The following is a 15,493-nucleotide window of genomic DNA, read 5'->3' as shown; positions in this document are numbered from 1 at the left end:
ACAGAAGGATAAAAAAAAGAACAGCATATTTTGTGTCATTCATGCCCATAAATCTCTGAACACTTCGGTAAAATACTAATTCCGTCCCTCTTCTTCAACCAAAATCATCAGAGAATGAATGAGTTCAGGCTCTCCGGAATTAAATTTCATTTCAGTTTCACCCTCAAGGTATCATTCCACAGCTTTTTTCTCTCCAAACAAAATATCATAATCTCTTTTCGATGCAGGTACAGTCCAGTCTTCCGGAATAAATTTCCACTGATTCAGCGGCTTCGGATCGAGAACTTTTACTTCTTCTATCCGTTTCATCAGATAAAAACGTAAATCTTTATCCGTGGAGTATACGATACGTTTTGCCAGTTCTGCCTTGGGAATACCAGCACCTTTTGTCAGCAAATCTCCCCCACCATTTCCACGATACGAATTAACAGCTACCTGATATGTTTTATTCATATCAAACGGCTCTCCGTTTGCCATCCTTTCTATCTTGATTTTTTCACCCTGAGGTTTCGTTACATCCACTGTATAAATAATGCCTGCTGCCGAATCGAAATTGAAACTTGGATTTTTGAAACGGCCGAACCCTTTATCTTCTTCATTAAACAACATTAAATGGTCGTCGGGTGATTTCATCTGGTTAGTCCATAAAGCATACGACATTTCCAGAAAATCCTTGATTTCTTTACCTGTCAGCTTCATCGTATAAAGCAGGTTCTCGTATTTATACAAGTTAAACATATCACTCATATAAATATCACCTTTCTTGATTTCTGCTGAGAACGAGAGAGGAGCACAGAAAGATATATCGGCACCCGTAATATCAAGCTGCAACTGATGAAGCAAATCGATAAATGCAGAAGGACCCAAATAGGCATCTTTGGTTGTAATGGTTTCTTCGATACGTCCAATCTTACGAGATACAAAGTCGACTGTTGCCTGATATTGTCCGGCAAACTCCCGCATGAAATCCTCATCAGCAGCATAGCGGGAAACATCTGCCAAAGCACCCTCTACAGATTTTCGCACAAGCTTACCTCCAGCTTTAGTCACTTTGACTGTAACATCCGAAACATATCTGGCCGCATTGGCAGGATCGACGAGTAAAACAGAATCTCCTGCCACATTGACAATCTTCTCACACCGGCGCACATGATCGTGACCCATAAATACTACATCGAAGCCCGGAACATTTTTTGCTACATCGCCCGAACCATTCTCTACAACATTATCCAGTTTATTACCTTCAGGTCCGGCATGAAATAATCCGATCAAAACGTCCGGATTCTCTTTTTCCTTGATAATCTTTACCCATTTACGTGCGCAATCCTCCATGTCTTCAAAATGCAGCCCGTTCCACAGCTGTTCGGGAAGCCATGAAGGAATGGCAGGAGTTATCATACCTAAAACTGCTATTTTTACTCCTTTCCGTTCGATTATTTTATAGGGAGTAAGATAAGGTTCTCCCGTTTTATTGTCCACAATATTTGCCCCAAGTACAGGAAAAGCACACTGTTTCACCCAACGGTCGTACACGGCATGTCCAGTCTCCACATCATGATTTCCCATAGTACCTACATCGTATTTCATATAGTTCAGCATCGCTGAAGTTACATGAACAGAAGTTGTATCGATGTAATTGTAATAATAAGCAATGGGCTGTCCTTGTAAAATATCTCCATTATCCATCAGAACAACTCCATCTCCATACTGCTCACGCTGTTCTTTTACAAATGAACTGACACAAGCCAGCCCTCCTTTGCGAGGCTTCATACTTATAAAGTCATAGGAGAAATAGCATCCGTGCACATCACTCGTTTCAATAAGTTTCAAAGTTACTTCACCGTCTTGCGAAGCATAAGCAGGACTTGTAACGCCTAAGGCAAGAACAAGCATCAAACTGGAAAATAGTTTCATCATAAATCTAGCGGGTTAAGTGATATATAAACGACAAAATGTCACATTTTCATAGTATATCCAATAAGTAACTACAAAGATAATGGAACTTTACCACCTGCAAAACCCACAAAAAGATAAATACCTTTCAATATGGTTAAAAGTCTGTTAACAAACGGACTATCTGGCACATTCTTTGCCTCATTCTCAAATAAAAAAACAGACTGTATGGCTTACATAGACTATTACAAAGTTCTTGGAGTTGACAAAACGGCAACTCAAGACGAAATCAAGAAAGCGTACCGTAAGCTGGCTCGCAAATACCACCCGGACTTAAATCCGAATGACCCAACGGTCAAGGACAAGTTTCAGGAGATAAACGAAGCTAACGAGGTACTGAGCGACCCTGAAAAGCGTAAGAAATACGATGCTTACGGGGAGAATTGGAAACACGCCGACGAGTTCGAAGCTCAACAGCAAGCATATCGTGCTCAAGGCGGTACAGGTAACGGCGGTGAATATTGGTATTCTACCGACGGACAACATTTTACAAGTGGATTCGGAGGAGAAGGTATGCATGGATTTGGTGGAAATGCCAGTGGATTCTCTGATTTCTTCGAAGAACTGTTCGGGCATGGAGCCGGCAGAGGACGTAATGCAAGAGGCGGATTCAGAGGGCAAGATATTGAGGCTTCTCTACAGTTGTCTCTACGTGAGGCTGCAACCACTCATAAACAAACATTCAGCATCAACGGTGAAACATTACGTATTACAGTTCCAGCCGGAGTAGCAGACGGTCAGGTTATCAAACTGAAGGGACATGGAGGTAAAGGAACAAACGGAGGACCCGACGGAGATTTGTATATCACTTTCGTTATTCCTGACGACCCTGTCTTTAAACGGAAAGAAAATGACTTGTACACAGATGTAACAATCGACTTATACACTGCCGTACTGGGAGGTGAAGTTACAGTCAACACATTAGACGGACAAGTAAAACTGAAAGTTCGTCCGGGTACTCAGAATGACGCTAAAGTTCGTCTGAAAGGAAAAGGATTTCCTGTATACAAGCAGGAAGGCGTCACAGGCGATTTGATTGTAACTTATCATGTAACAATTCCTACTACACTGACGGAAAAGCAGAAAGACCTGTTCCGACAGTTGCAGCAAGGATAATTTAAAACCGTACGACTATGCAGAACGATTTAATCATCATAAACGACTATTGCACACATTGCAATATCGAACCCGACTTCATCCTCATGCTGGGTGAAGACGGTCTGATAGATATCGAAGTAATAGATGATACCAGTTATTTTCCGGCTTCTCAGCTGAATGAACTGGAAAGGTATACTCATTTATATTATGACTTGTCCATCAATATAGAAGGAATCGATGCTATCCGCCATTTGCTGACAAAAATAGACAATTTACAAAATAAAGTAAGAAGTCTGGAAAATGAGTTGCGTTTCTACCGCAGATAATTCCCATAATGTATAATTTACCCCCGCTATAAAAATTTATGGCGGGGGTATTTTTATAAAAAGGGGTTATGAGGTCCTGTTTTCTTCAATATGTATCAGAAATCGTAGGTCAGCCCGATAAAGAAAGTTCCTGCCTGCTTTTTTCGAGGTAATTCTATTTTTTGTCCTTCGACTATCATATTACGGCTTCCTCCGTATAAATCATAATCGGAGGTCGTATACCCAAGCAATACCGATACACGTTCCACTTCCAAAGCCATAGCAAATTTCACATGATAATAACATGCCTTCGCATGCGAATTACTGACTTCTCCTGAAGTGGCGGGTACATGGATAATCGCATCCTTCGGAACATAATCTACACTAGTACTTAAATTGGGAGGCAAAGGAATGGTAACTCCAGGAGACACACGAAACGATAATGCCACATCATGGTCATGATTCAGATAAACAGGAGGCGAATACAGATAAACTCCCGACCGGAACGCAAACAAATACATCAAACGGTTTTCCTCAATCTGCCAGCGCAAGTTTTTATCTCTTGCTTCTCCAGAATAAGTCTTATTTCCATCTATTGGAGGAGTAAAAAAAAGCCTGCTCCAACTCCAATAAAACGCCAAGGTTTATATACGACATCCGTTTCTATTTCCCATGTCATATAATTGTTCGCGCCACCATAGAGTTCCCATACCCAATGCCGGTCTTTCTCTGACTTCTGCGCCATTGCTACCGATGTGCCTAAAAAAGAAAAAAGGATTATGCACCATAATCTTGTTTTTTTTATTCATAAGTCATAGCGTTAGTTTAAGTTATCATATAATATTTCCGGAATAATATCTTATATTAACAAGTAACAAATGGTTTTGGAAAAAGGTTCATTGTATCTATTTCCGCTTTCAAAGCTTTAGCCAGCAAATATTCTTCGGGTCCCTCTTTCTGTGCATCCACCTGTTTGAACTTTCCTATACGTAATGTCAGTTGCTATTCACGCCTTCTTTAGCGAACATTTTCAATCCTCGAAAACGTCTTTCAAATCCGAATAAAGCTTAAAACCATCTCTTAAATTATTTTCAAAATGAGTCCTCTCCTCCCTCGAATCCTTTTTTTAATTACATTTGTGCCACATTATTAGAAAAACATATACATGGAACAATTCAGTCAAATGATTGCCACAGCCCTGAAGCTACCTGTCCATCGGGTAGAAAACACATTGAAACTGCTTCAGGGAGGTGCTACAATACCTTTTATAAGCCGTTACCGAAAAGAAGCAACCGGAGGCCTCGACGAAGTACAGATAGGAGATATCCATACGCGTTACGAAAAGCTCTGTGAACTTGCCAAACGAAAGGAAACGGTTCTTTCTACCATCGAAGAACAAGGAAAACTGACAGACACTTTACGAGAACGCATTTCCAATTGTTGGGATGCGACAGAACTGGAAGATATTTACCTGCCTTTTAAGCCCAAACGAAAAACTCGTGCCGAGGCTGCACGCCAGAAGGGACTGGAACCGCTTGCCATGCTACTATTGATGCAGCGGGAAAACAACTTATCTGCCCGGGTACGCCAGTTTGTCAAGGGAGATGTCAAGGACGAAGAGGATGCTCTGAAAGGAGCACGCGACATCATTGCCGAACAAGTGAATGAGGATGAACGTGCCCGTAATCTGATACGAAACCAGTTTAGCCGTCAGGCTATGATTACATCGAAAGTAGTCAAGGGCAAAGAAAAAGAAGAAGCAGCCTTAAAATACCGCGACTACTTCGACTTCAGTGAACCGTTGAAGAAGTGTACCTCTCACCGTCTGCTCGCCATCCGCCGTGGAGAAGCCGAAGGTATCCTGAAAGTATCCATCACTCCCGACGATGAATCAGCATGTACCGAACGATTGGAAAGACAGTATGTACATGGAAACGGAGAATGTTCCGCACAAGTAACAGAAGCCGTGAACGACGCATACAAACGTCTGTTGAAACCCGCTATAGAAACAGAATTTTCCGCACTCAGCAAGGAAAAGGCAGACGAAGAGGCTATCCGTGTCTTTGCTGAAAATCTCCGGCAACTGTTGCTTGCTCCTCCTCTGGGACAAAAGCGCACAATGGGTATCGATCCGGGATATCGTACCGGTTGCAAAGTTGTCTGTCTGGACGCCCAAGGTACATTGCTGCACAATGAAGCAATTTATCCGCATCCACCCAAATCGGAAACAGCTCTGGCCGGACGCAAGCTTGTCAAACTCGTCGAACAATATAAGATAGAAGCCATCGCCATCGGAAATGGTACGGCAAGCCGTGAAACCGAACGTTTCGTCACTTCTCAACGATACGACCGCGAAGTGCAGGTGTTTGTTGTCAGCGAAGACGGCGCCTCCATCTATTCTGCATCCAAAATCGCACGAGATGAGTTTCCTGAATATGACGTAACTGTGCGAGGAGCTGTGTCAATCGGTCGCCGACTGATGGACCCCCTTGCCGAACTAGTCAAGATAGATGCCAAATCTATCGGTGTAGGACAATATCAGCACGATGTAGATCAAAGTAAACTGAAGGCATCGCTCGACCAGACAGTAGAGAGTTGCGTGAACCTTGTCGGAGTGAATGTCAATACGGCCAGCAAACATCTGTTGACATATGTATCGGGACTGGGACCGACGCTGGCTCAAAACATTGTAGATTACCGTACGGAAAACGGAGCATTCCATTCGCGTAAAGAACTGCTGAAGGTACCGCGTATGGGAGCAAAGGCGTTTGAACAGTGTGCCGGATTCTTGCGTATTCCGCAAGCAGACAATCCGCTCGACAATTCGGCTGTACATCCGGAAAGTTATGCCATAGTAGAAAAGATGGCAAAGGACTTGAAATGCTCCGTTGCCGACCTGATAAAAAACAAGGAATTACGTAGCCAAATAGACATAAAAAACTATGTAACTGATACCGTAGGACTGCCTACACTGACTGATATTCTACAAGAGCTGGATAAACCGGGACGTGACCCGCGCCAAAAGATTCAGGTCTTCGAATTTGACAAGAACGTGCAGACTATCGACGACCTGCGGGAGGGCATGGAATTGCCGGGCATCATCAACAACATTACCAATTTCGGATGCTTCGTAGATATAGGGATTAAAGAAAACGGACTGGTACATATCTCCCAGCTTGCCGATAAGTTTGTCAGCGACCCGACAACAGTAGTCAGTATGCACCAGCATGTACGCGTACGTGTACTCAGTATTGACCATGAACGCAAGCGCATCCAGCTTACAATGAAAGGACTTAATTGATGGAAACAGAAAAACAAACATGCGGATGGTTCGTCTTCAACAGCGGACAGGTTTTGATAGAAAAAAAAGAAGACGGATATCATATTCCTTACGGACCTGAACCTCCGGTTGAGGTTCCCGTCGGAAGTACCATTCATACCATCGGAGAGATAAACGGTTATCCTGCCAAGACGTATGCTATTCACATTCCAGTAAGTGGAGATGAAAACAGTCCACGCATGATGAAGGACTTGCGTGCTTCTTTCGATGTACTTCCTCTGGAAGAATACAAGCGTGGCGGAAAAGCTTCACAAATATTGAACTGGGACAAGAACAGCCGTTATTGCCCCATGTGTGGTGTACCTACGGTACAGGTTTCCCCCATAGCCAAACGATGTCCGGAATGCCGGCAGGAGTTTTATCCGCGTATTTCTCCGGCGGTCATTGTACTTATTAAAAAGGAAGACAGTATCTTGCTCGTACATGCCCGCAACTTCCGGGGGACGTTTAAAGGATTGGTAGCCGGTTTTCTCGAACCAGGAGAAACGTTGGAAGAGTGTGTTCACCGCGAAGTCATGGAAGAAACAGGACTGACCATAAAAAACCTGAAATATTTCGGCAGTCAACCGTGGCCCTACCCCAGCGGAATCATGGTAGGATATTATGCCGAATACGAAAGCGGAACCATCAAGTTGCAGGATGAAGAACTGAGTGCAGGAGCCTTTTACAACCGAAATAACCTGCCGGAAATACCGAAAAAGCTCAGCATTGCCCGCCAACTGATTGATGCCTGGCTGGACAATAAAATTTAAAGATCAGATAAAAACATACCGGTATGAGTGACAGAAATCTATAATACCTGACAATTCATACCGGCATGCTTATTTATTTTATAAATGCAGGAACTGGCAAATGCATACCTGCTATAACCAGTCCATTCTCGCGAGCATACTGCAATAAGTTTTTACGAGTCTTTATTGCTTCCTGCTTATCCATATCATAGGTAGCACAAATCTCCGGATGTTCCAATTGCAGAGCTGCTCCATGAATCAAATCTCCAATTATCAATAATTTACCTGCCTGAAAAACAGTATGTCCGGGAGTATGTCCAACAGCTTCCATTGCTACCACTTTTCCCGGCAACGTATCACCAAAAGCAAACAGGTGCAAACGGTCCTTATATGCATTCATGGCTCTCACAACTTGTCCGTTCTTTTCGGCTTCCATTTTCATCCAACTATCATACTCAGCCTTAGAAGCATAAATTTCAGCATGAGGAAACACTACACTATCGTTTTTCATCAGTCCTCCGATATGATCACCATGAAAATGAGTAAGATATATATATTTAATGTCGGCAGGAGTAATCCCTAAAGCATGTAACCCAGCCAATAAGCGACTATCGGATGCCCCCATTCCCGTATCAAAAAGAATTTGTATACCATTGCTTTCTATCAAAAACGTACTAATGGAAGAAGGTATTCCGTTTTCGAGCGAAAGTTTTTTCATCAAGTCCTCACCAGCATCCGGAAAGAGTGAAGGAGGCATCAGTTTCGCAGAAGCGTTATCACGAATCCATGTAGCTTTTACTCCGTCGAGTACCAACGTCGACAAAGCACTATCTTCCTGCAAACCAACTTGATTACTTATTACACTCATACTATCTGCATTCATTTTTTCATTAACCTGTTTCTTGGCACTATTACCGCAACCAGCAAGTGACAACACCATAGTCACACCGAAAGCATAGCTCCATATCTTAGTCCTTTTCATCGTTATGTAGTTTAAATATCTGATTATACTAGCTCTTCCACTTGCCAAAACCTTTCTAAAATAACAGATTTTTTCAGATTATCCAAAGATATTCTCACATGATTACGATTTTAACTTACTGCCAAGTCATTTCTTCATGAATAAGTCCTGATCAAGATCATATAAAAACAAGCGAGGAGAAAGAATCTTTCCATCTGCTGATTCTCTCTCCTCGCTTCTAACCGGCACACAAAACAGACCCATCTGCTTCCGTACCAGAGAGGGTAAAAAATATTTTATTTCTTTTTCATTTTCTGCATCATGCCTGCCATCTTGCTGCCGGTAACCATCTTCATCATCTTGCGAGTCTGGTCAAACTGTTTCAGCAAACGGTTTACTTCCTGAATGCTTGTACCACTACCCTTAGCAATACGTGTACGGCGAGTTCCGTTCAGGATTTCAGGATGAGTACGTTCTTCCGGAGTCATTGAATAAATAATAGCCTCAATACTCTTGAATGCATTATCATCGATATCAATATCTTTAATGGCTTTTCCTACACCCGGAATCATAGAAGCAAGTTCCTTCAAATTACCCATCTTCTTAATCTGATGAATCTGAGTCAGGAAGTCATTAAAGTCGAACTGGTTTTTCTGAATTTTTTTCTGAAGACGTTTTGCTTCTTCTTCGTCGTATTGTTCCTGTGCACGTTCTACCAATGAAACGATATCACCCATACCAAGGATACGGTCTGCCATACGGGCCGGATGGAACTGATCGATTGCATCAAGCTTTTCACCTGTTCCCACAAACTTGATAGGCTTGTTCACAACGGTACGGATAGACAGAGCAGCACCACCACGAGTATCACCATCCAACTTAGTAAGAACTACACCGTTGAAGTCCAGACGTTCGTTAAATTCGCGAGCTGTATTTACTGCATCCTGACCAGTCATTGAGTCAACAACAAACAACGTTTCATCCGGATTGATTGCATTTTTAATTGCTTCAATCTCGTTCATCATCTGTTCGTCTACAGCAAGACGTCCCGCTGTATCGACAATAACCAAGTCATAACCTTTTGCCTTTGCTTCCTGAATAGCATTCAGTGCAATCTGAACAGGATCTTTGCTATCCAATTCGCAATATACAGGCACTTCGATCTGCTGTCCCAATACTTTCAGCTGTTCGATAGCAGCAGGACGATATACGTCGCAGGCAACCAGCAACGGCTTACGGTTTTTCTTGGTTTTCAGCATGCGTGCCAGCTTTCCTGAGAAAGTTGTCTTACCAGAACCTTGCAAACCTGACATCAGGATTACGGCAGGACGACCTTTCAATTCGATTTCGGCAGTATCGCCACCCATCAGTTTGGTCAGCTCATCATGCACAATCTTAACCATCAACTGGCTAGGCTTAACAGCAGTCAACACGTTTTGTCCTAAAGCTTTTTCCTTTACAGTGTCGGTAAAGCTCTTTGCTACCTTATAGTTCACATCGGCATCCAGCAATGCACGACGTACGTCTTTCAACGTTTCGGCCACATTGATTTCGGTGATTTTACCTTCACCTTTCAATATTTTAAACGACCGTTCTAGTCTTTCACTTAAATTATCGAACATATATTTTTCTTGTTTTTTTATTCTTCCAATTTGTCAGGGCGCAAAATTACAAAAATAATCGGATGCATCAAATCTTTTTATTCTGCCATTTCGCCTTTTTCAAGTAAATAACACTGAATGTCAGCATTAACGAATAATAGATGACTTCGGTAGTAAAACAAACATCTACCGGAGCACGAAGCATCATTCCTACTACAATAATATACAATGCATAAAAGATCTGTACTCCGACTTCCAGTCCCAAAGCAGCCTGTGTATTACCCGTACCCGAAATTCCATTGAAATAAATATTTGCAAGAGCAGCTATCAACATTGCACCGCAAACGACATATAATGCCGGAACCGATTCAAGAAGCAGTGCTTCCTCATTGGTATAAACCGACAAAATAGCCTGAGGGAAGATAACACAAAGGGCCACACATACTACCATAATAAGGAATGACATCCGGGCTATTTTATGCAGTAATCTGACAACTCCTGCTACTCCTCCCGAACCAATCAGATTGCTGACCAGTGTATTTGCCGTAGTAGAAAGCGACTGGACAGGTATTAACAGCACAACATATACGCTACGCACAATGTTGGCAATGGCAAGCTGCCGTTGTCCGAGTCGTTCAAGTGCCATGAAAAATACAAACCAGATGGCCATGGAAAGAAAATACTGCACCATGGTGAAGCAGGAAATGCGCAAGATACGCATCACCATATCCCAGTCAAAATGTCCGAAACGATTCAGCCCATATTTCTTCAAGTCAATTTTACCATACGTATACACAATAAAAAACAGCATAGAAGATGCTTCTGCTATAACCGATGCCAATGCCGCTCCACGTATTCCCATTTCAGGGAATCCACACTTTCCGAATATCATCGCATAGTCGAGGAATACATTCACCAAGGCCATGACGACAGCATTCATGGTCAGTACCTTTGTCTTGGTTATACCTATATAAAGCGCACGGAACATGACATTGACAAAGGCAAAAAGAAATCCCCAGATACGCCATGTAAAAAACTCGTATGTAGCATAAAAAATCGTATCCGAAGTAATCAGCAGACGAATCAATGGTTCGGCACATACCAGCAATATGGCAAGTAAAGCTACTCCCATCCCCAAACTGAATGCTGTACCCTGCCACATAACCGGTCCTATGGCATGAAAATTCCCTTCCCCATTACGACGGGCTATCAAAATCTGCGAACCGACACTGAACCCGAATGCTACGGTATATACACAGATATATAGCAGTCCTCCCATTGCGGCTGCACCCAAAGCTACCTCACCCACATGTCCTAAAAAAGCCGTGTCGGTGACATTGATAACATTTTGCGCAAGCAACCCCAAGAATATCGGGTAAGTGACATTCCATATTTCTTTATTCGTATACATAAAATCTGATTGTTTTTATTTTGAGACGAAAGATGTACAAAGATACGTTTTTTATGCACTTTCAACAAATGCGCATCTGTTTTTCAGCTTATTTTAATGAAAACATCTTCATCTTTTCCTGAAAGTTCGTACATAAAAATTAAAAAGATGAGGACATTTTCTCCGATTCGATATCATGAATCGGAGAGAACATCTTCATCTTTGTTTAACAACCTATATATCAATTATAAAGACTTATTTTTCCAGTCCTTCTTTTCTTAAAATTTCCATCATTCTTATTTCTCCCTCATCCGTATCTTTCACCTCTTCGCGCAAGCGCATCATTTCTTTTTTCATTTCACGAATTACCGATTCATATTCTTTCTCCCCGTAAGCATTATGGTTTTCTTTCGGATCTTTCTGTAAATCGTAAAACTCCCAAGATGGAGTTGATTTGTAGTCTGAAGACCCTGTCATATTCAATCGGTCACCATACAAAAACATCAACTTATAACGCTCATTACGTACACCGATGTGGGCCGGACGGATATCATGTTGAGTCCAATAACGGTAATAAAAACTCTTCCGCCAGTCCTTAGGAGTTTTTCCTGCCAGAACATCTTTAAAACTTCTGCCCTGTGTACCTTCCGGAGATTTTACTCCGGCAAAATCACACAATGTAGAAGCAAAATCTACATTCAAAACAAGTTCGTTCACACGCTTGCCAGCCGGAATACATTTGGGATAACGGATAACAAATGGCATACGTGCCGATTCTTCATAAAACATCCGTTTGTCATAAAATCCATGCTCTCCTAAAAAGTATCCCTGATCGGCAACATAGACAACAATAGTATTATCTGCAATCCCCATTTCGTCTAGAGCATCCAACAGTTTTCCAATATTATCATCTACCGTAGCAGCGCAGCGTAAATAATCTCGGATCAGTTTTTGATAAATAGCTTTTCTTGCAGCAATCCGGCTCATTCCTTTTGTCGTAAAAGGAAGTTCCAGATAACGACACCACCATTTATCTGGATCAGCCGAAGCCACCTCCCAATTGTGTCCGATAGTTTCCAGTTTTTGTCCGACGAAAGTACGTCCGTTGGTTTCAGGCCCCCAGTCTAACAAATTCTCCGGTTCAGGAAACACTACGCCATCATATAAATGTCGCATACGTTCCGGAAAATCATAAGGCTCATGTGTGGCCTTAAAATGACAACACATCAAAAAAGGCTGACTTTTATCCTGAGCTTTCATCCATCTGATAGCTTTTTCTGTTACAATATCAGTGGAAAAACCATGTATACGCTCTCCAAAATTACGCTGTCCCGGCCAAGGATCATCACTATTCTTGAAAGTAGGATCACGATATTCTCCCTGATCATGAAATACAGAATAATAATCAAAACCCTGAGGTTGTGATTTCAAATGCCACTTTCCTACCAGTCCGGTGTGATATCCAGCCTTCTGTAATTCTTTCGCAAAAGTAGGCAAGGAAACATCCAAGGTATCATCTAATGTATATACCCCATTGCAATGACTATACCTTCCTGTCAATATAGCAGCACGACTCGGTGTAGATATAGAGTTTGTACAGAAACAATTATCCAAGACTGCCCCTTCATCAGCAAGCCGACGAATATTCTCTGTCTGGGCATATTCTGATAAAATACCACCATAAATACCCCAAGTTTGAGAAGTATGGTCGTCACTTAAAATAAATAATATATTCGGACATTCATCTTTTGCTTCGCCAGCAGCCCGTAAGACTAATGTACTACCAGCCAACACACCTGTCAGTAAATATTTCCAGTTCATCATATCTAACAGCTTTAACTTATCACAGCAAATTCTCACTCAAAAACATATAAGTTAATTAACTCATCCCAAGTAAGTTTATGTCCATCTTTCCACCACAATGGTTGAGTCAAGTCACAAAAATCATGATTCTCTACCATTTGATTCATCAACAAATCATGAAGTTCATTCTTCTTTTCAGTTAACTCAACAGCCAGATTTACCAGTTCTCCCGGATCCTTCTGCAAATTGAACAACTGTTCGGTTATCTTACCTTCCACATTATAAATAATATACTTATAATCACCAGAAACTAAAGCTCGCTGCTGATTGGAATAAGCAAGAAAAAACTGTTCACGTATCTGTTCCTGTTTTCCTTCCATAACCGGTTTCAACGACTTGCCAGTAACGGATACAGGTACGTCCAATCCCATCAAATCACACAAGGTAGGATAAAGATCATACAAATAGCACAAAGCATCTGAACGTTTACCTGACGACAAACCATCCGGAGTGATGATAGCCATCGGTACTCCAACGCTATGCTCATACAGACTTTGTTTACCGATTAGTCCATTCTGCCCCATAGCCAGTCCATTATCTGATGCAAATACAATAATCGTATTATCCATATTTCCACTTTCTTCCAAAGCATCGACAACTCTTCCAATCTGTAAATCAACCTCACTTACCATTCCATAATATAAAGACAATTCTTTCTTCAACAGCTCAGGAGTACGGGGGACAGGTAACAATTGTTCATCCCGAATATTTAATTCTCCATTATCAAACGGATGCTCTGGCAAAAAATTATCTGGAACAGAAAGTTCCGCCGGACAATATTTCTTTCCATAATCAGGCAGAATATTTCGCGGATCATGAGGAGAAGTGAAAGAAACAAATGCCATAAACGGCTGATTATTATGTTCCGTAGTCTTCAGAAAATTTATGGCTGCATCAGCATACATTTTCGAAGAAAAGTTTTGTCCTACAAAAGGCGGCTCATCATATTTTCCAGTCGGGTCAAAATGATGTAAGCGAGGAGCACAATGTCCATTTTCTTCATAAGGATGCATTCCTCCGAAAAAGATATTATCTCCTTCGGTAAAGGAACGAGCAAACGAAGCATGGTCTGAATGCCATTTCCCCGTAGCAAATGTCCGGTAACCATTGTTTTTCAAATGCTCAGGCAATGTGATTTGCGAAACAGGTATCTTCATTCCATCACTCTGCACTTCGAACACTCCCCTTCCGGTAAGTAACATAGCACGACTAGGCATGGATAAAGCTCCACACAAAGCTCCATCGGAGTATAGGTATCTCTGTTCCCCAATGCAGCAATGGCATCAGCCTGCATATCATCGACTAAAATAAACAACACATTTGGTTTTACAGCCTCTCTCTGGCATCCGCTTAACGCTACAGCAACCATGGAAGCAGAAATAAGTTTCTTAATATTCATCATAATATTTCTGTCTTTAATAAATGCCTATTTCATCTATAGCAGTTCAAAGTCATCTCCATCATCTAAAACAGGAAAACGTTTTCTGAAGCTGTCCAACGGTTCACGGGCAAGCAATGCTCCTGCTACCTCTTCTTTACCGTCAGTGCACGCAACCAATATCTTACCATAAGGACTGATTATCATACTTCCACCATCGTACAGACATTGCGGATCATTTCCTACCCGATTCACTCCTATTACATAACACTGGTTTTCAAGTGCCCGAGCTTTCAGCAATATATTCCATACTTCCCGGCGACTGGCAGGCCAGTTGGCTACATATATAACCGCATCATAATCATTCCGGCAACGCGACCATACAGGAAAGCGTAAATCGTAACATATTTGTAAAAGAAAGCGAAAACCTTTATAAGAAACAATCACTCTTTCATCTCCCGAAGTGTATTGCTTATCTTCACCCCCAAAACCAAACAAATGCCGCTTATCATAATGATACACCGTACCGTCAGGACATACAAAATAGAAACGGTTGTAAAATTTCCCTGCCTCTCTAACCGAAAGACTTCCGGCTATAGCACACTGACGCAAAGCAGCAATCCGGCACATCCATTGCAAAGTTTCTCCTCCTTCATCCTCGGCTATTTCCATCGGATTCATACTGAAGCCGGTAGAAAACATTTCTGGTAAAACAAATAAATCCGTATCACAATGCTTTTCTATCAGCTGTTCTACAGCCATACGGTTTACTTTCGCCTCCTCCCAAACTATATCTGTCTGTAAGACTGTCACCTTTATAAATGATGTTTGTTTATTCATTTCCATATCCGTTTCCATAAATTCAGTACGCCC

The 15,493-nt window shown here is 41.8% G+C and carries 13 protein-coding genes; 4 read left to right on the top strand and 9 right to left on the bottom strand.

Annotated features, from left to right (window positions below):
• Positions 1 to 171: 171 nt before the first annotated feature.
• Positions 172 to 1,893 carry a bifunctional metallophosphatase/5'-nucleotidase gene (locus BACCOP_RS08020; protein WP_270212732.1) on the bottom strand — a complete coding sequence of 574 codons (1,722 nt, stop codon included), beginning with the start codon at positions 1,891 to 1,893 and terminating at the stop codon, positions 172 to 174.
• A gap of 228 nt (positions 1,894 to 2,121) precedes the next feature.
• Here BACCOP_RS08020 and BACCOP_RS08015 point away from each other — a divergent pair, with 228 nt between their 5' ends.
• Both BACCOP_RS08015 and BACCOP_RS08010 read left to right on the top strand, forming a co-directional pair.
• Positions 2,122 to 3,069, top strand: a complete 948-nt coding sequence (locus tag BACCOP_RS08015) for a DnaJ C-terminal domain-containing protein (protein WP_040311945.1) — start codon at positions 2,122 to 2,124, stop codon at positions 3,067 to 3,069.
• Between the two features lie 17 nt (positions 3,070 to 3,086).
• Positions 3,087 to 3,377, top strand: a complete 291-nt coding sequence (locus BACCOP_RS08010) for a chaperone modulator CbpM (RefSeq protein WP_007568069.1) — start codon at positions 3,087 to 3,089, stop codon at positions 3,375 to 3,377.
• A 95-nt stretch (positions 3,378 to 3,472) separates the two neighbouring features.
• Here the strand turns inward: BACCOP_RS08010 and BACCOP_RS08005 are convergent, their stop codons facing one another.
• Positions 3,473 to 3,997, bottom strand: coding sequence for a hypothetical protein (locus tag BACCOP_RS08005; RefSeq protein WP_040311941.1), 525 nt, complete (start codon positions 3,995 to 3,997; stop codon positions 3,473 to 3,475).
• Positions 3,998 to 4,521: 524 nt separating this feature from the next.
• Between BACCOP_RS08005 and BACCOP_RS08000 the strand changes: the two genes are divergently transcribed.
• Together BACCOP_RS08000 and nudC are read left to right on the top strand one after the other, a co-directional pair.
• Positions 4,522 to 6,657 (top strand): Tex family protein, encoded by a 2,136-nt coding sequence (locus BACCOP_RS08000; RefSeq protein ID WP_007568066.1) that lies wholly within the window; start codon positions 4,522 to 4,524, stop codon positions 6,655 to 6,657.
• Positions 6,657 to 7,448: an NAD(+) diphosphatase gene (gene nudC / locus BACCOP_RS07995; protein WP_007568065.1), complete on the top strand. Its 792-nt coding sequence runs from the start codon at positions 6,657 to 6,659 to the stop codon at positions 7,446 to 7,448. Before BACCOP_RS08000 ends, nudC begins: the two co-directional genes overlap by 1 nt.
• A 73-nt stretch (positions 7,449 to 7,521) precedes the next feature.
• Here the strand turns inward: nudC and BACCOP_RS07990 are convergent, their stop codons facing one another.
• From BACCOP_RS07990 to BACCOP_RS07965, 7 genes are all read right to left on the bottom strand, one after another.
• Entirely contained in the window at positions 7,522 to 8,409 is an 888-nt protein-coding gene (locus BACCOP_RS07990; RefSeq protein WP_007568064.1) for an MBL fold metallo-hydrolase, read from the bottom strand.
• A 275-nt stretch (positions 8,410 to 8,684) separates the two neighbouring features.
• Positions 8,685 to 10,010 carry a signal recognition particle protein gene (gene ffh / locus BACCOP_RS07985; protein ID WP_007568063.1) on the bottom strand — a complete coding sequence of 442 codons (1,326 nt, stop codon included), beginning with the start codon at positions 10,008 to 10,010 and terminating at the stop codon, positions 8,685 to 8,687.
• Positions 10,011 to 10,077: 67 nt separating this feature from the next.
• Positions 10,078 to 11,400 (bottom strand): MATE family efflux transporter, encoded by a 1,323-nt coding sequence (locus BACCOP_RS07980; protein WP_007568062.1) that lies wholly within the window; start codon positions 11,398 to 11,400, stop codon positions 10,078 to 10,080.
• A gap of 234 nt (positions 11,401 to 11,634) precedes the next feature.
• Positions 11,635 to 13,203: a sulfatase family protein gene (locus tag BACCOP_RS07975; protein WP_007568061.1), complete on the bottom strand. Its 1,569-nt coding sequence runs from the start codon at positions 13,201 to 13,203 to the stop codon at positions 11,635 to 11,637.
• A 32-nt stretch (positions 13,204 to 13,235) separates the two neighbouring features.
• On the bottom strand, positions 13,236 to 14,444 hold the full coding sequence (locus BACCOP_RS07970) for a sulfatase-like hydrolase/transferase (RefSeq protein ID WP_235776953.1): 1,209 nt from the start codon (positions 14,442 to 14,444) through the stop codon (positions 13,236 to 13,238).
• Positions 14,396 to 14,644: a hypothetical protein gene (locus tag BACCOP_RS21060; protein ID WP_007568056.1), complete on the bottom strand. Its 249-nt coding sequence runs from the start codon at positions 14,642 to 14,644 to the stop codon at positions 14,396 to 14,398. The genes BACCOP_RS07970 and BACCOP_RS21060 overlap by 49 nt, the downstream gene beginning before the upstream one ends.
• Before the next feature lie 33 nt (positions 14,645 to 14,677).
• Positions 14,678 to 15,439 carry an amidohydrolase gene (locus BACCOP_RS07965; protein WP_040311942.1) on the bottom strand — a complete coding sequence of 254 codons (762 nt, stop codon included), beginning with the start codon at positions 15,437 to 15,439 and terminating at the stop codon, positions 14,678 to 14,680.
• Between the last annotated feature and the right edge of the window lie 54 nt (positions 15,440 to 15,493).

The organism is Phocaeicola coprocola DSM 17136, from assembly GCF_000154845.1.
GTDB lineage: Bacteria > Bacteroidota > Bacteroidia > Bacteroidales > Bacteroidaceae > Phocaeicola > Phocaeicola coprocola.
The sequence above is the reverse complement of the archived record's forward strand: the minus strand, read 5'-3'. Positions and strand labels throughout refer to the sequence as shown.